The following is a 17,010-nucleotide window of genomic DNA, read 5'->3' as shown; positions in this document are numbered from 1 at the left end:
CCTTTCGGACGCACAAAGGAGATGCGCTAGAGATTTTTCCGGAGGAAGCTGCGCGTGCGGCCTTCCGGGAAATCCTTAAGCTCTCCGAAAACCTCATAACCCTGACGCAGATAGGCGCGCAGAGCCTGCGGGTTGAAGGTGTCGATCCAAGCGCCGCGGCACCCCCGGGCTTTCGCCTCTTCTTCCGCCTTTTCGAGGATATTGCCTGATATACCGGTGCCGCGCAGTGTATCGGGAATATAGAGCATCTGGGTGAAGAGCCAGCCCCAGGCGGTAAAGCCGGAAAGACCGCCGGTCACCTTGCCGTCGGTATCGCGGATGAGGACTGCAAGCGGCTGGCGATCCGAAGGGCCGACATCGCTGTTGTTGAAGGCCGAGAGCGCATCGGTGATCACTGCCAGTTCCTCTAGCGAGGGCGAAGCGGTGAGCTCGAATTCCGGCATGAGATTACCGCCCTTCGCGCCACCACATGGCGCCGAAGGCGAGCAGCAGGATGCCGACGCCGGCGAACCCGGCAAAGAGCGGCAGCGTGTTGATGCCCTTCAAGACCGTCTCGCTGGTCATGCGGATCATCATGCGATCGTTGTCGGAGACGCGCACCTGGCCGCGCACCGGCAGGATCGGCGGGACCGAGATCGCGCCATTTGCATTGGAGACGCGGGTGACGAGACCCTTGCTTCTGTCGGCGACCGGCTGCAGCACATCGGTCGTCGAGATCATTGCCTTGAATTCCGGCGCGTCGACGGCGCCGATATGAACAAGCGTCGACAGCTTGCCGTTGCGGACTTCGAAGAGACCGATTTCGTCCATCCTCTTCTCGGCCTTGTAGAGCCCCGGTTCGGACTGGGTGAGCGGCAGGGTTTCGGTCTTGCCGGAGGGATAACGCACGGTGGCGTTGCCGGGATTGTCGCCGATCGTCTGGCGGGTAACTTCAAGGGTCCGGCCGGAGGCGCGCGCCGTCAGCGCTTCTTCCTCGAGCGCCGGCTCCTTCATCAGCCAATGGGCGATACGGCGATAGAGCGAAACGTTCGGACCGCCGCCTTCGAAGCCGCGCGCCCAGAGCCAGCCCTGATCGGAAAGCAGCATGGCGACGCGGCCCTGGCCGGCGCGGTTCAGCACCAACAGCGGGTGGTTGTCGGCGCCGAGCATGATCGTCTCGCCCTGCGGCCGCTCGACATCGACGCTGCGGAACCAGCGTCCCCAATGCGGCGGGTCCTCGCCCGAGCCATCCAGGCCGCGCGTGACGGGATGTTTGCGGCCTTCCTCGGAGAGGCGGGGATAGAAGGCCTTTTCGATCATCTCTCCGGTGGGCGTTGCCGGCAGGACCGTGGAAAGCGGCGTCAGCGCAATGGAATCGGGGCCGGCATGCTCGGGACCGGCGGCGATCAGCAGCGCGCCGCCGTTGTCGACATATTGCGCGATGTAATCGTAATAGAGCAACGGCAGCACGCCGCGGTGCTGGTAGCGATCGAAGATGATCAGGTCGAAATCCTTGATCTTGTCGACGAAGAGCTCACGCGTCGGAAAGGCGATCAGCGACAGCTCGTTGATCGGCGTGCCGTCCTGTTTTTCCGGCGGACGCAAGATGGTGAAGTGGACGAGATCGACCGAGGCATCGGATTTCAGCAGGTTGCGCCAGGCGCGCTCGCCGGCATGCGGCTCGCCGGAGACAAGCAGGACGCGGAGATTCTGGCGGATGCCGTCGATGACGTGGACGGCGCGGTTGTTGGCGGTGGTGACTTCGCCGGGAAGTGCCGCGACCGAGAATTCGAGCACATTGCTGCCGCCACCCGGCACCTTGAAGGAGAAGGGCGTATCCTGCCCGGGTGCCGCCTGCAGGGTGGCAATCTCGTCGCCATTCAGCTTCACCGTGACATCGGCCGTGCCGCCCGGGCTAGGGCCGTCGTCGAAGACGCGCAGGATCACCTGCTGCTCTTCGTTGACGATGCCGAAGCGCGGCCCCTTGATGACTTCGATGCGGCGATCGAATTCGTTGGCTTTGCCGGTGATGAGGCCATGGATCGGCGCGTCGAAACCAAGCGCCTGATTGGCGGCCGGAGCATCATGGACTTCACCGTCGGTCAGCATGATGGCGCCGCCGATACGGGCGGGCGGGACATCGGCAATGTTGGCCGACAGCGCGTCGAACAAACGCGTGGACGGCACGTCGGAATTGACGTCGCCTTCGACATCGACGAAACGAGGCTCTATCTGGGGGAAGCGGGCGAGCTGTCCCTTCAGGGCCGCAAGCGCATCGTCGGTCATCTTGACGCGATCGGGCGTCTGCTGGCTCTGGCTTCGATCGACAAGAACCGGGACGATCGTCGACAACTGATCCCGATCCTCCTGCAGCAGGACAGGATTGGCAAGGGCGGTCAGCATGGCGAGTGCTGCCAGCGTTCTGATCCAGGCGCCGCGAATGCCGCGCCAGATCGCGAAAGCGGCGATAACAGCGCTGACGACCGCGAGTGCAGCCAGAACCGACCAGGGCAGGAAGGGCGAAAAGTCGAGGTTCATCTCATTGTCCTAACCGTTCGAGGAGGTCGGGAACATGGACCTGGTCGGTCTTGTAGTTGCCGGTCAGCATGTACATCATGATGTTGACGCCGGAACGGTAGGCATATTCGCGCTGCGTTTCATCCGACGGCACGGTCGGCAGTATCGGTACGCCGTTGTCGTCGATCGCCCAGGCGCCGGCGAAATCATTGCCGGTGATCAGGATCGGCGAAACGCCGTCGGCCGTCGCCGCCGATTTTTCGCTCGGTCCCTGACCGCCCTGCCGGGACTCGATCCAGAGGGGGCTGCCCGTATAACGACCGGGAAAGCTCGACAGAAGATAGAAGGATTTCGTCAGCACGTGATCAGATGGTACCGGCTCGAGCGGCGGGATGTCGAGATTGGTGAGGATTGCCTGCAATCTCTCACCGTTGGCGCTGACATTGCCGCCATTGTCCAATGCGCTGATCTGATCACGCGTATCGAAAAGCACGGTGCCGCCATTGCGCATATAGGCATCGATACGGCTGATTGCCGCCGTCGACGGCATCGGCGCCGTCGCCGAAACCGGCCAGTAGATGATCGGATAGAAGGAGAGTTCGTCTTTGGTGAGGTCGATGCCGACGGGCGACGCCGGCTCCAGCGTCGTGCGAAAAGTCAGGAACTGGGTTAGTCCCTCAAGACCGCGCTCGGATATATTATCCACATCCTGTTCGCCGGTGACGACATAGGCGAGATGGGTGTTGTCAAGCCTCTGCAGGATGAGGTCGTCGCCGGGCTGGGAGTCGTCGGCGTGAAGCGTGCCGGGTTGCACGAGAAAGCCGGCGCCGACGGCGACCGCGATCATCGCGGCGGTTCGGACAGCCGGGCGCAATCGCGAGAATGCGCCATTCATGAAGAGGACGATCAGGCTATCGGCCAGGAGCAGCAGAAAGGCTGCGAGAAAGAGCGCGGGTTTTGCCGACCAGCTTTCGCCGCCGATCAGGCCTTCGCGCACGGCATTGGTCCCTGTTGTGTCGAGCGGCGTCAGTTCGGCGTTCTCGGGCAGCACGTTCAACGAGGCGAAACCATCCTCCGAACCGTAGAGCCCGGGAGGGTTGTCGAAATTTGTCGTCGGTTCGACCCCGGCCTGTGGAATGAGCGGCCGCGCCGATCCCGTCTCGGAGACGAGCGTGCCCTTGGCCGTCAGCATGCGGAATGGCGGCAGGGTTTCGGAGACACGCGCATTGCCGCGCGCTTCCGAAGTCACACCGCCCGAGCGCGATATCTGCAGGAGGTGACGCAGCATGTCGACGAAAGTGCCTGAGATCGGCAGATCGGACCAGGTTGCTTCAGCGGTGACGTGAAACAGGACGATCTGGCCGGATGCGATCTGCTTCATCGTGACGAGCGGTGTGCCGTCAGCCAGGCTCGCCCAGGTGCGTTCGGCAAGATCGGGCGTCGGTTCGGCGAGCACCTGCCGCTTGACGACGACATCGGCGGGACGCGCTATGCCGGCGAAAGGCCCGAAACTCGGAAATTCGGCAAGCGACTGCGGCTCGCTCCAGGACAAGGTGCCGCCGAGCGCCCGTTCTCCCTGACGCAAGATGACAGGGATCAGCGGATCGTCCGCAGGGGCTGCCGCCATGCGCGGGCCGGCAAACCGCAGGAGCATGCCGCCATTCGATATCCAGCGCGTCAGAGGCTCGTAGGTTTCCTCCGGCAGCCGGCCGATATCGGCCATGATGATGATGGAGGGATTGTTGGCGAGAAGTTTTGGTATCGCGACCGAAAGATCGGAATCGCCAGGTTGGATCAGATCCGCATAGGGTTGCAGCGCCCGCTGGATATAATAGAGCGGCGAGAGCAGCGGCTGGAACTCATCCCCTCCTTCACCTGACAGCAAGACGACGCGGCGGCGCTTGAATGCGTCGTCGAGAAGGTGGACGGCGCCTGCCGTCGCGCCGTTGTCGACGCTGATGCGCGCGAAATCGTTGCGCATCTCGAAGGGAGCGGTGATCGCACTCGTCGCGACGCTCTGGCCGGGGCGGAAATCCACCCTGCCATTGGCGATCGAGCGGCCCTGGGTATCGACGGCGTTCAGCGCCACCGATGCGGCCTGCGAGGTGTTGAGCCGCGTGACCTTGACGGTCATGGCATCCGCCGCATTGTTGGCGGCAGTGATCGCGACCGTCCGCGCGGCATCGCCCTCGATCAGACGCAGATCAGCGGGCTGGAGTTCGGCCAGCCTGCGCACCGTGGCGTCGTCGGCCTTGGCGGCGGCGCCGTCAGTCAGGAAGGCGAGGGTGCCGGGCTTGATGCCGTTCAGCGCGGCGCGCAGCGCCTGGAAGGCGCGTTCGCGGTCCGGTACCAGTGGTCGCGGCTCGGCGGCGCGCAGCTTGTCGCGGGCGGCAGCGGCGGTGCCGGGCACGGCGTCGTTGCTCGGATCGGCGGTGAAGGCGATCGACACAGGCGTGCCGGCGGATTCGGCGTCGTCTATCAACGCGTCGGCGGTCTGGATGCGGCGCTCCCAGTCGGGTGCCGCCGCCCAGCTGTTGTCGACGAAGAGGACGAGCGGGCCACCTGATGCCAGCGAACTGGTGCGTGGATTGAAAACCGGGTCGGCGATTGCAAGGATGATGGTGGCGGCGAGCAGCATGCGCAGCAGCGTCAGCCACCAGGGGCTCTGCGCCGGCGTCTCCTCGCGCTTCAGCACCGAGGCGAGGATCTTCAGCGGCGGGAAGACTTCGGTCTTCGGACGTGGCGGCGTCAGCCGTAGCAGCCACCAGATGACCGGCAAGGCGACGAGCGCGCCGAGAATGGCGGGATAGGCGAAAGCGAAGGGAAGGGCGTTCATAGCTGCCCTCCATGCGTTGCCTTGGCCGGCATGCCGGACAGATACATGTGCACCGCGACCAACGCTTCCGAAGCAAGATGATCGGTGCGATGAGACGCGAAGGTCCAGCCGAGATGGCGCAGCGACTGGCCGAGGCTGTCCCTGCGAGCGAGGTAGGCGTTGCGATAGGCCTCGCGGATATGTTCGGCGCGGCCGGAGATAAGCTTGGCGCCGCTCTCCGGATCGGTGAATTCGGTGCGGCCGCTATAGGGGAATATCTCTTCGGCGGGATCTGATATCTCGACCACGTGGCCGCGCAGGCCGCGGCGGGCAAGCGGGCCGAGGCGCTCCATGATTGCCGGCGCATCGTCGAGGAAATCGCCGATGAGGACGAGGTCGCTCCAGCCGCGGATCATCGCCGTTTCCGGCAGGCCGCCGGTCAGCGGCGTGTGCATGAGCGCGGCTGCGAGGCGTTCGGCGGCGTTGCGGGCGGAGGCGGGTTCCATGATGCCGGGGCAGCCGATGCGCTCGCCGGAGCGGGCGAGGATTTCGGCAAGCGCCAGCATGATGACCAGAGCGCGGCTTTCCTTGGACACGTTGCCGTAGCTCGACTTGTACATCATCGAGGGCGACATGTCGCACCAGAGCCAGATCGTGTGCGCCGCCTCCCATTCGCGCTCGCGCACATAGGTGTGGTCGTCGCGGGCGGAGCGGCGCCAATCGATGCGCGACAGGCTCTCGCCCTCGGCATAGGGACGGAACTGCCAGAAATTCTCGCCGATGCCGCGCTTGCGGCGACCATGCCAGCCGGCGATCACGGTGTTGGCGATGCGCTTGGCTTCCACCAGGCAGTCCGGCACCAGGGCGGCCCGCTGCCTGGCGCGGGAAAGGGCATCGCTGCCTGACGTCGGGTTGACGATCTGTCCGATAGATGCCACGCGTCCGGCTTCCTTATCCCTTTGCCTGCTTGACCAGTCCGGCGACGACATCACGCACCGACATGCCTTCGGCGCGGGCGGCGAAGGTCAGCGCCATGCGGTGCTGGAGAATGGGTTCGGCGAGCGCGAAGATATCGTCCAGAGACGGTGCGAGACGGCCTTCGTAGAGCGCGCGGGCGCGCGCGCAGAGCATCATTGCCTGGCCGGCGCGAGGGCCAGGACCCCAGGCGACGTTCTTGTCGGTCGAGGCATTGCCCTGTCCGGGGCGGGCGGAACGCACCAGCGCCAGGATGGCATCGACAACCGTGTCGCTCACCGGCATCTGGCGCACCAGAGTCTGGATCTCGATCAGCCGCTGCGCATCGATGACGGCTTCCGGTCGGGTTTCGCCCAAGCCCGTCGTCTCGAGCAGGATCTGACGCTCTGCGGCGAGTTCGGGGTAGTTGACGTCGACTTGCAGCAGGAAGCGGTCGAGCTGGGCTTCGGGCAGGGGGTAGGTGCCTTCCTGCTCGAGCGGGTTCTGGGTGGCGAGCACATGGAAGGGCGCCGGCAGGTCATAACGCTGGCCGGCGATCGTGATGTGATATTCCTGCATGGATTGCAGAAGGGCCGACTGGGTACGCGGCGAAGCGCGGTTGATCTCGTCGGCCATCAGGAGCTGGGCAAAGACCGGGCCCTTGACGAAACGGAAGGAGCGGCGTCCACTGTCGTCCTGGTCCATCACCTCGGAGCCGAGAATATCCGAGGGCATCAGATCCGGCGTGAACTGGATGCGGTTGGCGGCAAGGCCGAGCACCTCGCCGAGCGTGGTCACCAGTCTGGTCTTGGCAAGACCGGGAACGCCGACGAGCAGAGCATGACCGCCTGACAGCACGGCGAGAATGGTGTTCTCGACGACGCTTTCCTGACCGAAGATCACCTTCGAGACTTCCCCGCGGATGGCGGCGATATCGGAGAGCGCCTTTTCGGCGGCGGCGACGATCGCCTTTTCATCGAGGCTGGCTTCGGTCTTCATCATACCCATGCGTATCTCCAACGGCTGAAATCATTCGGCAGCGAATCGGCGGACTTATACATGTGCCTCATACCCGATAGAGTTATGGAGATGTGACGGGCTGACAAGTTCGTTGCGAATGACTATCTCGTGACTTTACTTCGTTAAGGACAAACCGGGACGGAAGAATGGCAGCCGAGGAAATCAGCGGACAGGCGGATGCGGCGGGACTTGCCGCACTGATTTCGCGCGCGTCTCAGGAAAATGCCGGACAAAAACGAGGATTGCCGCCGGTCGAGCGGTGGAATCCGCCTTTCTGCGGCGATATCGACATGGAAATCCGGGCGGACGGCACCTGGTTCTACATGGGTACGCCGATCGGTCGACCGGCGCTGGTGCGGCTGTTTTCGACGGTTTTAAGAAAAGACGACGACCAGAAGACCTATCTCGTAACTCCTGTGGAAAAGGTCGGTATAAGGGTCGTCGACGCGCCTTTCATCGCCGTGGAGATGAGCGTGACGGAGGGGCAAGGCCGACAGGTGCTGACTTTCCGCACCAATGTCGGCGATGTCGTGGAGGCGGGAGGAGAGCATCGGCTGCGCTTTGCGATTGCGGGCGAGAATGCCGAATTGAAACCCTATCTGCATGTGCGCGGGCGGCTGGAGGCGCTGGTGTCGCGTGCGGTGATGTATGAACTGGTGGCGCTCGGCGAGACGATCGAGGTCGAGGGACAGGCGATGTTCGCCGTCCGCTCGGCCGGAGAGGTTTTTGCGATGATGCCGGCCGATGAACTGGATGCGCTTTCCCGATGAATGATGCGATTACCCAACGTTATCCGCTGTTTTCCGCAGCCGAATTCCGCCGCCGCGCGCTCAACCAGAATGGTGGGCCGGTCGATCATGCCTGGCGCGATCACGGGGACCACATCCTCAATCCCGATATCGTCGCCGAGGTCGAGACCTTCAAGCTGCGCGACGCCGCCGTGCTCGTACCCGTCATCGACGATGGCGAGGAAGCGCATGTGATCTTCACCAAGCGCACGGCGACGCTGCGCAAACATTCCGGGCAGATCGCCTTTCCCGGCGGCTCGATCGATCCCGCCGATATCTCGCCCGAAATGGCGGCGATCCGCGAGACGGAGGAGGAGATTGGCCTGGCCGGTTCCTTCGTCGAAACCGTGGGGCGGCTGCCGAATTACCTTGCCTCAACGGGCTTCCGCATTACGCCGGTGCTCGGCGTCGTCTCGCCGGGCTTTGCGCTGACGCTGAACCCGACCGAGGTGGACGACGTGTTCGAGGTGCCGCTTTCCTTCCTGATGGATCCTGCCAATCACACCCGCGACAGACGTGTCATCGACGGCATCGACCGGCATTTCTACCGCGTGCCCTATGAAACCAGAATGATCTGGGGCATTACCGCCGGCATCGTCCGCACGCTTTATGAAAGGCTTTATGCATGACCGGCATCGCCGACCAAGCATGGTTCCGCGACCCGGCCCTCGGCCGGATCTTAGCGCTTCTCAACGCCGATGGCGGCGAAGGGCGGGTGGTTGGCGGAGCGGTGCGCAACAGCCTGATGGGCCTGCCGGTCAATGATGTCGACATAGCCACGACACTCAGACCGGAGCCGGTGATGGAGCGGGCGGCGGCGGCCGGCATGAAGGCAGTCCCAACCGGCCTCGAGCACGGCACGGTGACGCTCGTCATCGACGGCAAGCCCTTCGAGGTGACGACCCTTCGCACCGACGTCGAGACCGACGGACGCCATGCCAAGGTTGCCTTCAGCACCGACTGGAAGGGAGACGCCGAACGGCGGGATCTGACGATCAACGCGCTTTATGCCGATGCAAAGGGCGAGGTGGTGGATCTCGTTGGCGGACTTGCCGACATTGAGACGCGCAACATCCGCTTCATCGGCGATGCCGCAAGGCGTATTGCCGAGGATCATTTGCGTATCCTGCGCTTCTTCCGTTTCTTTGCCTATTACGGTTCCGGGCGGCCGGATGCCGAGGGGCTGAAGGCGTGTTCCCTCGCGCGTTCGAAACTGACGACGCTTTCGGCAGAACGCGTCTGGTCTGAGTTGCGAAAGCTGCTTGGCGCCGACGATCCTGGTCGCGCGCTGCTCTGGATGCGGCAGGTGGCGGTGTTGACGGAAATCCTGCCGGAATCGGAACGATGGGGGATCGATGCGATCCCTTCGCTGATCGCCACCGAAAAGGCGCTCGGCTGGATACCCGATCCATTGCTGCGCCTTGCGGCGATCGTGCCGCCCGATGCCGCGCGCATGGAGGCGCTCGCAGCCCGGCTCAAGCTCTCGAATGCGGAAGCGGCCACCCTCAAGGCCTGGGCCATGGCGGCGCCAGTCAATGACGACATGTCATCGGCGGCTTTCGAACGGTTGCTTTATCGCAACAGCACCGACGGCATCACGACACGGCTGAAGCTGGCACTTGCGGTTGCGCGCGGCAAGGCTGAAAGCGATTTCGACGAAATGGCGCGGTCTGCGCGGCTCAACAAGCTGCTGGATAAGGCAACGCACTGGAAGAAACCACAGTTTCCGCTGAACGGCGGCGACGTGATTTCGGCAGGAATCGCGTCTGGCCCGCGCGTCGGCGAGCTGCTTGCCGGTCTGGAAAACCAGTGGGTGGAGGAAAATTTCGTTTCCGACCGGGCGGCGCTGCTCGCCCGGCTCCAGGAACGCGTGCAATAATCAGGCTGCGTTCACCTCGTCGCGGATTCGAGCCTTGATATTATCCACCATGTTCTCGCGGATCGTGGTTTCACCGTGAGCGTCTTTCATGTGTTCAACGGCACGGCGGACCACCTCGGCGTCGCTATCTGCCCGTGTATGCCAGGCGCAGCCCGGAACGAGAGTGCCGCATTCGAAAAGTCGCATGGTCTTCTCCTCTGTTCGAAACACAACGAAGATCGCGATCTTACGCGATTCATGAATGTGCGGGGGGAGGGAAGGTTCCGGCCGGCATCGACATGCCGGCCAGTAAAGGCCGTGTCAGTCGGGCATCGCCCAGGCTTTGTAGGTATCCAAAAGGTGGCCGGGCATGTTGCTGTTGGCGGCCACTGCTTCGTTCTGCAGCTGTTCCGGCGACTTTCCGCCGGCCAGTTGCAGCTTGACCTGCTCGATGAAGCAGGACAGCGGCAGATCCGAGCCGCTCTTGGTCCGCAGTTTCTCGGCAATGCGCGTCAGAAACTCGGATGTGTCGATCGTGCGGGATGTTTCCTGGACATCCGTGGACGCTGGCGAGCCACTTTGTATCGTCATGACAATCCTCCTCCGATTGTTACGCACATACATATAAAGTTAGGACGCACTGAGTTTTCGTGAAGGTCTATCACCTCGAATTTATCGATGAGATATCACAGTTTCATGGCCAGCGGACGACGGGGGGCAACGAAGAGAGAATGGATTCAACGTTGCCGCCGGTCTTCAGGCCGAAGATCGTGCCGCGATCATACAGCAGATTAAATTCGACGTAGCGGCCCCGGCGGATCAATTGTTCGTCGCGATCGGCCTCTGTCCACAATTTATTGAAGTTGGAGCGGACGATTTTTGGATAGACCATGGCGAAAGCCCGGCCGACATCACGCGTGAAGGCGAAATCGGCGTCCCAGCCGCCGGCTTCCTCGCTTGAATGCAGCCAGTCGTAGAAGATGCCGCCGATGCCGCGGGCCTCGTTGCGGTGTTTCAGGAAGAAATATTCGTCGCACCAGGCTTTGTACGCATCATAATCGGCGACGGCATGATTGCGGCACGCGATCTCCATGGCTTTGTGGAAGAGCTGGCTGTCCTCGTCCTCCTGCGTGCGGCGGCGCGACAGCACCGGCGTCAGGTCGGCCCCGCCGCCGAACCAGCGGCTGGTGGTGACGACCATGCGGGTGTTCATGTGCACCGCCGGAACGTGTGGGTTCACGGGATGGGCGATCAGCGAGATGCCGGAGGCCCAGAAACGCGGATCGTCCTTGGCGCCGGGTATCTGGGCGCGGAAATCCGGGGCGAATTCGCCGTAGACAGTGGAGGTATGGACGCCGACCTTTTCGAAGACGCGGCCTTCCATCATCGACATCCGGCCACCGCCGCCAGCACCATTTTCGCGTGACCAGTCCTTGGCGACGAAGCGGCCGGGCTCCTGGTCGGATAGCGGCCCTTCCAACTCGTCCTCGAGGGCCTCGAAGGAGGCGCAGATCGTATCGCGCAATCCCTCGAACCAATTGCGGGCTGCGGCCTTCTTCTCTTCGATATCGTCAGGCAAGCCGATCGGCAGTTCCGGTCTTTCCATTTACGCCTCCGACGGTCGGCATCTCCATCGGAGGCGACTCGCTCATTCTTCATTCACGCCATGATTAGCAGTTGGTGCTGCATCTCGCCAAGCCGAGGCAAGCACCCGGCGCCTCCAAGATTCGACTCGCAAATCGAGAATTTCGATATTACCTTTTCCGAGGAGGTAGATTGATGAAAAAAGTTCCAGGGCCTCCGTCCTTCGACGGCCTGAAGCGCAGGATAGCGAGACATCGGGCGGAAAATCCCCCGAGCAAGAAAGACCATTTCGTGCGTGAGACATATTGCCTCGGCCTCACGGACGCACGCGCCAAGGCGCGCGAATGGTTCGACGAATATCCGAAAGCCGCTTACTGGACCGAGGTGGAAAGCTGGCGCCAGCTCGACGGCGACCAGATCGAATTCACCATGCGCCGTCTGCCCTCGGCAGACTGACCGTCACTTCGCAGTGGCGCGCACGCGGCTTTCGATCAGCAGGCCGTTTTCATCCATGATCGGATGCGCCACCGAGACGATGTGGGCGTTGAGGCGCTTCAGATCGCGCAGCATGTCGAGATGCAGCGAACTCGTTTGCAGGCTGTCGGCGCGACCATCACGCAGGCGTTCGAGGTGGCGCTCGGCAGACTGCTTCTCCATCCGGCGCACCTCGACCTTCACCTCCATCATCTGGCGCGCCAGATTGAAATCGCGGGTGACGAAGATTGTCTGGGCGACGCGCAGATTGTCGATCGTCAAATCGAACAGCTTGCGCAGTTCCTGATGACCGTCCTCGGAAAATTTCAGGCCAAGGGAGATCTTCTTTGCCACCTGCTCCAGCAGGCCCTTCTCGATGATATCGCCCATATGTTCGAGGTTGATCGCATAATCGATGACGACGATCGAGCGGCGGGCGTTCTCGTCGCTGAGACCCTCGCGGCCGAGCTTCGAGAGATAGACCTTCACCGCCTGCTGCAGCCGGTCGACGCGCTCTTCGAGGGTGGATATCTCGGCAAGCTTCGATGCGTCGTTACGCTCGAAAGCTTCGGAGACCCGGATCAGCATCCGCTCGATCAGATCGCCGACGCCGAGCACTTCGCGGGTAGCGCTGGCGAGGGCCACGACCGGCGTCGAAAGCTCCTGCGCATCCAGATATTTCGGCGCGCTGTCGGGTTCGGCTTGATCAGGCACCAGCCGGGCCATCAGGGCAGCGAGCGGCCGGGAGAATGGCCAGGCCAGCGCCGCCAGCAGAAGGTTGAAGGCAAGATGCGCGTCGACCGGCAGCTTGGCAGGACCGAAGGGCAACATTTGGATGAGTTCCGCGCCATATCCCGCCAGCGGCAGGGCGATAAGGCAGCCGAGCGTGCGGACGGCGAGATTGCCGAGGGTGACGCGCCGTGCCGAAACCGGGCCGGACAATGTCGCGACGACAGGCGGTATCGCCCCGCCGAGATTGGCGCCGAGTACGAGCACGATGACGAGTTCGGCGGAGACCACGCCGGCCGAGGCGAGCGAGAGGATGAGCACCACCACCGCAAGGCTCGACGAGGACGCGAAGGCAAGTGCTGCCGAGACGATCATCGCCACGGGCAGGGCGTTATCCAGCAGGCCGATGAAGGCGGCGAGTGCGGGGGAGGCGCGCATCGGTTCCGTAGCAAGGCCAAGAAGGTGCAGTGACAATAGCATCAGCCCGATGCCGATCAGCGCCGTGCCGCCGCCCTGGCTGGCGCTGGAACGGCCGCGGTAGAGCACAATGCCGGCAAGAATCAGGAGCGGAGAGAGCCATTCGATGCCCGTTGCCACGATCCAAGCGGTGATTGCCGTGCCGACATTGGCGCCGAGCAGGACGATCTGCGCCATGCGCGGCTTGATCAGGTCACGCTCGACGAAGGAGGCCGTCATCAGCGCCGTCGCTGTGGAGCTTTGCAGCGCGATTGTCGCGACGAGGCCTGACAGGAAAGAACGAAGACCGCCGCGCGTGCCGGTCGCCAGGCCTGTTCTCAGGCGGGCGCCGAAGGCTCTGGATACGCCATCCTTTACCTGCGCGAGGCCGAACAGCAGCAGAGCCACGGCGCCGAACAGGTTGATCATGATGATTGTAGAGTCCATTTTATTGTTTTTATTCTTCTTTCACAGATCTGGAGAAGTGCTGTTTTCCTCACATGACCGTTCCAAACTTATTGGAATCATGGAGGCCAATGCTGAATTTTTGATTGCCCGGCTAATAAATATACGCCGGTTTGACGGATAGACAACGTTATTTTGCGACATATTCCGGAGCGGATCGGCAATTTCGCGGGCTTTTGCTCTGCCAGCGCCGGTGTCCGTCAGGCCCAGACGGTTTGGCGCATCGCCTCGCCGACGATCATCGCGGCGGAGACGGCGACGTTGATCGAGCGCTGGCCTTCGACCATCGGGATCAGCACGCGCGCATCGGCCCTCTCATGCACCTGATCCGGCACGCCGGCGCTTTCGCGGCCGAAGAGCAGGACATCGTCGGGGCGGAAGGTAAGATCGGTGTAGCGCTCCGCAGCTTTGGTCGAGGCGAGGATCAGGCGGCGGCCGGTGGTCAGACGCCACGCCTCGAAGCGGTCCCAGTTGACATGGCGGGTGAGGGCGGCGGCGGCGATGTAGTCCATGCCGGCCCGTTTCAGGTTGCGGTCGGAGATGTCGAAGCCGGCGGGCTCGATCAGATCGACGGCAAAGCCGAGGCAGGCGGCAAGACGCAGGATGGTGCCGGTATTGCCTGCTATATCCGGCTGATAGAGTGCAAGTCTGAGTGAGGTCATGACGCGCCCTTTTCCCGCTTTCGCCGCTTAGGACCTAATGCAACTGTGATTTCGGCGCAACAGGGCGCATTTTGACATGGAAACGTTCAATTTACGGCAATACGGGGGCTGGAAATTTCGCGATTTTCGCGTTATCCATGCCTATCTTCAATCGCCAGCAGGGAGGGTCACAATGAATATTTTGCTCGATATGCGCCTTCCCGCCGTGATGCCGATTAAGGCGACACGCCGCCGCTAGTGCGTATTTCTTCCTGAAATCCCTCTTTTGATCCATTGTGCGGCTGTTTCAGCCTCGCCCCTTGAACGTTCGGTTCCCATATGTGCTTGCATAGCGCTGGGATGGCGCGAAGCCGGGAGCCGGAACGCTGACGTTTCGGAGCAATTTCATGTTTGGCTGGTTCGAACAGCGACTCAATCCCTTTCCAAGCGAGGACCCCGTCGTCCCGCCGAAAGGTCTCTTTGCCTTTTGCTGGCATTACAGCAAGCCGGCTGCGCCCTGGCTCGGCCTGATGGCCGTGCTGACCGCGCTGATCGCGATCGGCGAAGTGGCGCTCTTCCAGTTCCTCGGCGACATCGTCGACTGGCTGACCAATGCCGACCGCGCCACATTCCTGGAGAGAGAAGGCCACAAGCTTTTCTGGATGGCGGCGCTGGTGCTGATCGGCCTGCCTTTGGTAGCTGGGCTCGATTCGCTCATCATGCATCAGATGATGCTCGGCAATTATCCGATGATCGCACGCTGGCAGATGCACCGCTTCCTGCTGCGTCACAGCATGTCGTTCTTCGCCAACGAGTTTGCCGGGCGTGTCGCCACCAAGGTGATGCAGACCTCGCTTGCGGTGCGCGAAACGGTGATGAAGATCCTCGACGTCTTCGTCTATGTCGTCACCTACTTTCTGACGATGATCATCGTGATTGCGGCAGCCGACTGGCGGCTGATGATCCCGATCCTCGTCTGGCTCGCGGTCTATATCAGCATCGTCGCCTATTTCGTGCCGCGGCTTCGCAAGATCGCGGCGGCGCAGGCGGATGCGCGTTCGATGATGACGGGGCGCGTGGTCGACAGCTATACGAATATCGCGACGGTCAAGCTGTTTTCGCATGCGGGCCGCGAGGAGGTCTATGCCAAGGAGGGCATGGACGAGTTCCTGCAGACCGTGCACAAGCAGATGCGCAAGGTGACGCTCTTCCACATCTTCGTCTACGTGAACAACTGCGTTGCGCTCTTCGTCATCTCGGGCCTGTCGATCTGGTTCTGGCTGAACGGGGCGATATCAGTCGGCGCCATCGCCATCGCCATCGGTCTTGCCATGCGCGTCAACGGCATGTCGCAATGGATCATGTGGGAAGTCTCGGCGCTGTTCGAGAATATCGGCACGGTCTATGACGGCATGGAGATGATGAGCAAACAGCACGACATCGTCGACAAGCCGGGCGCACCCACCCTGACGGCGAAGAAGGGCGCGATCCACTATGACCGCATCCGCTTCCACTACGGCAAGAGCAAGGGCGTCATCGACAACCTGTCGCTCGACATCAAGGCCGGCGAGAAGGTTGGTCTGGTCGGCCGCTCCGGCGCCGGCAAGACGACGCTGATGAACCTGTTGCTGCGCTTCTACGACCTGGAGGCCGGCCGCATCACCATCGATGGGCAGGACATCGCCGGCGTTTCGCAGGAAAGCCTGCGTTCGCTGATCGGCGTGGTGACGCAGGACACTTCGCTGTTGCATCGCTCGATCCGCGACAACATCGCCTATGGGCGCCCCGAAGCAACGGACGACGAGGTGATCGAGGCCGCCAAACGCGCCAATGCCTGGGAGTTCATCGAAGGCCTGGTCGACATGCAGGGCCGCGCGGGGCTCGACGCGCAGGTCGGCGAACGCGGCGTCAAGCTCTCCGGCGGCCAGCGGCAGCGCGTCGCGATCGCCCGCGTCTTCCTGAAGGACGCGCCGATCCTGGTGCTCGACGAGGCAACCTCGGCACTCGATTCGGAAGTCGAGGCGGCGATCCAGGAAAACCTCTTCGCCCTGATGGAGGGCAAGACGGTGATCGCCATCGCCCACCGGCTGTCGACGCTGACGGAGATGGACCAGCTGATCGTGCTCGACAAGGGCCGGATCATCGAGGCCGGCTCGCACAGTGAGCTGATCGCAGGAGGCGGCATCTATGCCGACCTCTGGAACCGTCAGTCCGGCGGCTTCCTCTCCGATCACGCCGACGAAGCGGAAGTGGCGGCGGAATAATAAGAGTAATGAGGCCCTCCCTGCGAAAGCGGAGAGGGCCTCGTGAATTCTTAGGGGGGTTCCAGCTTGCCGACCGTTGCTGAAGATCTGAGCGCGTTTGCGTCCTATCCGATCAAAGGCTGTCGGCCCAATCGATCACGCGGTGAGTTTCGACGACGACCATTGTGTGGGCGGCGGCGATCGTGCGAAGCGCGACGAGGCGGCGGTGCTCCTCCTGATCGATCCAGGTGGTAATGGCCTCGGCGACGATCTCGTCGCGCGGCAACCCCAGGGCGAATGCCAGGGCATCCAGCCTTTCTGCAAGCGGAAGCGGAACATGCACATCGAGCATTTTCGTTTCCATGGATATGGTCTCCGGTAAAGCGCGATCGTAACGTGAGATTGTGACCGGTTCGGGGGCATTCAATGGGTATGCCGCCGATGTTACCGATAATTACCAAAATATAACATTCTGTCCGCTTTTCAT

Annotated in this window: 16 protein-coding genes; 5 read left to right on the top strand and 11 right to left on the bottom strand. The window is 62.5% G+C overall.

The window, feature by feature from the left end; all coding sequences use genetic code 11:
- Positions 1-26: 26 nt before the first annotated feature.
- The 5 genes from ACM5SV_RS28705 to ACM5SV_RS28685 are packed head-to-tail and all read right to left on the bottom strand — an operon-like array spanning position 27 to position 7,273.
- Positions 27-443, bottom strand: coding sequence for a GNAT family N-acetyltransferase (locus tag ACM5SV_RS28705; protein WP_222014226.1), 417 nt, complete (start codon positions 441-443; stop codon positions 27-29).
- Between the two features lie 4 nt (positions 444-447).
- Positions 448-2,517 carry a hypothetical protein gene (locus ACM5SV_RS28700; RefSeq protein WP_222014225.1) on the bottom strand — a complete coding sequence of 690 codons (2,070 nt, stop codon included), beginning with the start codon at positions 2,515-2,517 and terminating at the stop codon, positions 448-450.
- A 1-nt stretch (position 2,518) separates the two neighbouring features.
- Complete coding sequence (locus ACM5SV_RS28695; protein ID WP_222014224.1) at positions 2,519-5,332, bottom strand: DUF4159 domain-containing protein; 2,814 nt, start codon at positions 5,330-5,332, stop codon at positions 2,519-2,521.
- Positions 5,329-6,249, bottom strand: coding sequence for a DUF58 domain-containing protein (locus ACM5SV_RS28690; protein ID WP_012758472.1), 921 nt, complete (start codon positions 6,247-6,249; stop codon positions 5,329-5,331). Before ACM5SV_RS28690 ends, ACM5SV_RS28695 begins: the two co-directional genes overlap by 4 nt.
- A 13-nt stretch (positions 6,250-6,262) precedes the next feature.
- Positions 6,263-7,273 carry an AAA family ATPase gene (locus ACM5SV_RS28685; RefSeq protein WP_113545306.1) on the bottom strand — a complete coding sequence of 337 codons (1,011 nt, stop codon included), beginning with the start codon at positions 7,271-7,273 and terminating at the stop codon, positions 6,263-6,265.
- Positions 7,274-7,431: 158 nt separating this feature from the next.
- Here ACM5SV_RS28685 and ACM5SV_RS28680 point away from each other — a divergent pair, with 158 nt between their 5' ends.
- The 3 genes from ACM5SV_RS28680 to ACM5SV_RS28670 are packed head-to-tail and all read left to right on the top strand — an operon-like array spanning position 7,432 to position 9,952.
- Positions 7,432-8,055: a DUF1285 domain-containing protein gene (locus ACM5SV_RS28680; RefSeq protein WP_012758470.1), complete on the top strand. Its 624-nt coding sequence runs from the start codon at positions 7,432-7,434 to the stop codon at positions 8,053-8,055.
- Positions 8,052-8,702 (top strand): CoA pyrophosphatase, encoded by a 651-nt coding sequence (locus ACM5SV_RS28675; RefSeq protein ID WP_012758469.1) that lies wholly within the window; start codon positions 8,052-8,054, stop codon positions 8,700-8,702. Before ACM5SV_RS28680 ends, ACM5SV_RS28675 begins: the two co-directional genes overlap by 4 nt.
- On the top strand, positions 8,699-9,952 hold the full coding sequence (locus ACM5SV_RS28670) for a CCA tRNA nucleotidyltransferase (RefSeq protein WP_113545303.1): 1,254 nt from the start codon (positions 8,699-8,701) through the stop codon (positions 9,950-9,952). The genes ACM5SV_RS28675 and ACM5SV_RS28670 overlap by 4 nt, the downstream gene beginning before the upstream one ends.
- On the opposite strand, the gene ACM5SV_RS28665 is transcribed toward ACM5SV_RS28670, so the two are convergent.
- The 3 genes from ACM5SV_RS28665 to hemF form a co-directional block, all read right to left on the bottom strand.
- Positions 9,953-10,138: a DUF1059 domain-containing protein gene (locus tag ACM5SV_RS28665; RefSeq protein ID WP_012758467.1), complete on the bottom strand. Its 186-nt coding sequence runs from the start codon at positions 10,136-10,138 to the stop codon at positions 9,953-9,955.
- A 114-nt stretch (positions 10,139-10,252) separates the two neighbouring features.
- On the bottom strand, positions 10,253-10,522 hold the full coding sequence (locus tag ACM5SV_RS28660; RefSeq protein WP_113545302.1) for a hypothetical protein: 270 nt from the start codon (positions 10,520-10,522) through the stop codon (positions 10,253-10,255).
- 103 nt (positions 10,523-10,625) lie between these two features.
- Positions 10,626-11,537, bottom strand: a complete 912-nt coding sequence (hemF, locus tag ACM5SV_RS28655) for an oxygen-dependent coproporphyrinogen oxidase (protein ID WP_012758465.1) — start codon at positions 11,535-11,537, stop codon at positions 10,626-10,628.
- A gap of 173 nt (positions 11,538-11,710) precedes the next feature.
- Here hemF and ACM5SV_RS28650 point away from each other — a divergent pair, with 173 nt between their 5' ends.
- Positions 11,711-11,971 (top strand): hypothetical protein, encoded by a 261-nt coding sequence (locus ACM5SV_RS28650; protein ID WP_012758464.1) that lies wholly within the window; start codon positions 11,711-11,713, stop codon positions 11,969-11,971.
- A 3-nt stretch (positions 11,972-11,974) separates the two neighbouring features.
- Here ACM5SV_RS28650 and ACM5SV_RS28645 read toward each other — a convergent pair whose 3' ends face one another.
- A complete protein-coding gene (locus tag ACM5SV_RS28645; RefSeq protein ID WP_113545301.1) occupies positions 11,975-13,621 on the bottom strand; it encodes a Na/Pi cotransporter family protein in 1,647 nt (548 codons plus the stop codon).
- A gap of 218 nt (positions 13,622-13,839) precedes the next feature.
- The gene (locus ACM5SV_RS28640; protein ID WP_128405962.1) at positions 13,840-14,301 is read right to left on the bottom strand and encodes a tRNA (cytidine(34)-2'-O)-methyltransferase; all 462 of its coding nucleotides are present in this window, start codon (positions 14,299-14,301) and stop codon (positions 13,840-13,842) included.
- A 386-nt stretch (positions 14,302-14,687) separates the two neighbouring features.
- Here ACM5SV_RS28640 and ACM5SV_RS28635 point away from each other — a divergent pair, with 386 nt between their 5' ends.
- Positions 14,688-16,544: an ABC transporter ATP-binding protein gene (locus ACM5SV_RS28635; protein WP_222014223.1), complete on the top strand. Its 1,857-nt coding sequence runs from the start codon at positions 14,688-14,690 to the stop codon at positions 16,542-16,544.
- 112 nt (positions 16,545-16,656) lie between these two features.
- Here ACM5SV_RS28635 and ACM5SV_RS28630 read toward each other — a convergent pair whose 3' ends face one another.
- On the bottom strand, positions 16,657-16,887 hold the full coding sequence (locus ACM5SV_RS28630) for a CopG family ribbon-helix-helix protein (RefSeq protein ID WP_012758460.1): 231 nt from the start codon (positions 16,885-16,887) through the stop codon (positions 16,657-16,659).
- Positions 16,888-17,010: the final 123 nt, after the last annotated feature.

The sequence above is a fragment of the Rhizobium sp. CRRU65 genome, assembly GCF_048551595.1.
Taxonomy (GTDB): Bacteria; Pseudomonadota; Alphaproteobacteria; order Rhizobiales; family Rhizobiaceae; genus Rhizobium; species Rhizobium leguminosarum_J.
The sequence above is the reverse complement of the archived record's forward strand: the minus strand, read 5'-3'. Positions and strand labels throughout refer to the sequence as shown.

Coding starts and splice junctions, on each gene's coding strand:
- ACM5SV_RS28640 (WP_128405962.1), bottom strand. CDS start 14,301: ATGACCTCACTCAGACTTGCACTCTATCAGCCGGATATAGCAGGCAAT.
- ACM5SV_RS28660 (WP_113545302.1), bottom strand. CDS start 10,522: ATGACGATACAAAGTGGCTCGCCAGCGTCCACGGATGTCCAGGAAACA.
- ACM5SV_RS28650 (WP_012758464.1), top strand. CDS start 11,711: ATGAAAAAAGTTCCAGGGCCTCCGTCCTTCGACGGCCTGAAGCGCAGG.
- ACM5SV_RS28630 (WP_012758460.1), bottom strand. CDS start 16,887: ATGGAAACGAAAATGCTCGATGTGCATGTTCCGCTTCCGCTTGCAGAA.
- ACM5SV_RS28675 (WP_012758469.1), top strand. CDS start 8,052: ATGAATGATGCGATTACCCAACGTTATCCGCTGTTTTCCGCAGCCGAA.
- ACM5SV_RS28670 (WP_113545303.1), top strand. CDS start 8,699: ATGACCGGCATCGCCGACCAAGCATGGTTCCGCGACCCGGCCCTCGGC.
- ACM5SV_RS28665 (WP_012758467.1), bottom strand. CDS start 10,138: ATGCGACTTTTCGAATGCGGCACTCTCGTTCCGGGCTGCGCCTGGCAT.
- ACM5SV_RS28635 (WP_222014223.1), top strand. CDS start 14,688: ATGTTTGGCTGGTTCGAACAGCGACTCAATCCCTTTCCAAGCGAGGAC.
- ACM5SV_RS28680 (WP_012758470.1), top strand. CDS start 7,432: ATGGCAGCCGAGGAAATCAGCGGACAGGCGGATGCGGCGGGACTTGCC.
- ACM5SV_RS28695 (WP_222014224.1), bottom strand. CDS start 5,332: ATGAACGCCCTTCCCTTCGCTTTCGCCTATCCCGCCATTCTCGGCGCG.
- ACM5SV_RS28705 (WP_222014226.1), bottom strand. CDS start 443: ATGCCGGAATTCGAGCTCACCGCTTCGCCCTCGCTAGAGGAACTGGCA.
- ACM5SV_RS28700 (WP_222014225.1), bottom strand. CDS start 2,517: ATGAACCTCGACTTTTCGCCCTTCCTGCCCTGGTCGGTTCTGGCTGCA.
- ACM5SV_RS28645 (WP_113545301.1), bottom strand. CDS start 13,621: ATGGACTCTACAATCATCATGATCAACCTGTTCGGCGCCGTGGCTCTG.
- hemF (WP_012758465.1), bottom strand. CDS start 11,537: ATGGAAAGACCGGAACTGCCGATCGGCTTGCCTGACGATATCGAAGAG.
- ACM5SV_RS28685 (WP_113545306.1), bottom strand. CDS start 7,273: ATGGGTATGATGAAGACCGAAGCCAGCCTCGATGAAAAGGCGATCGTC.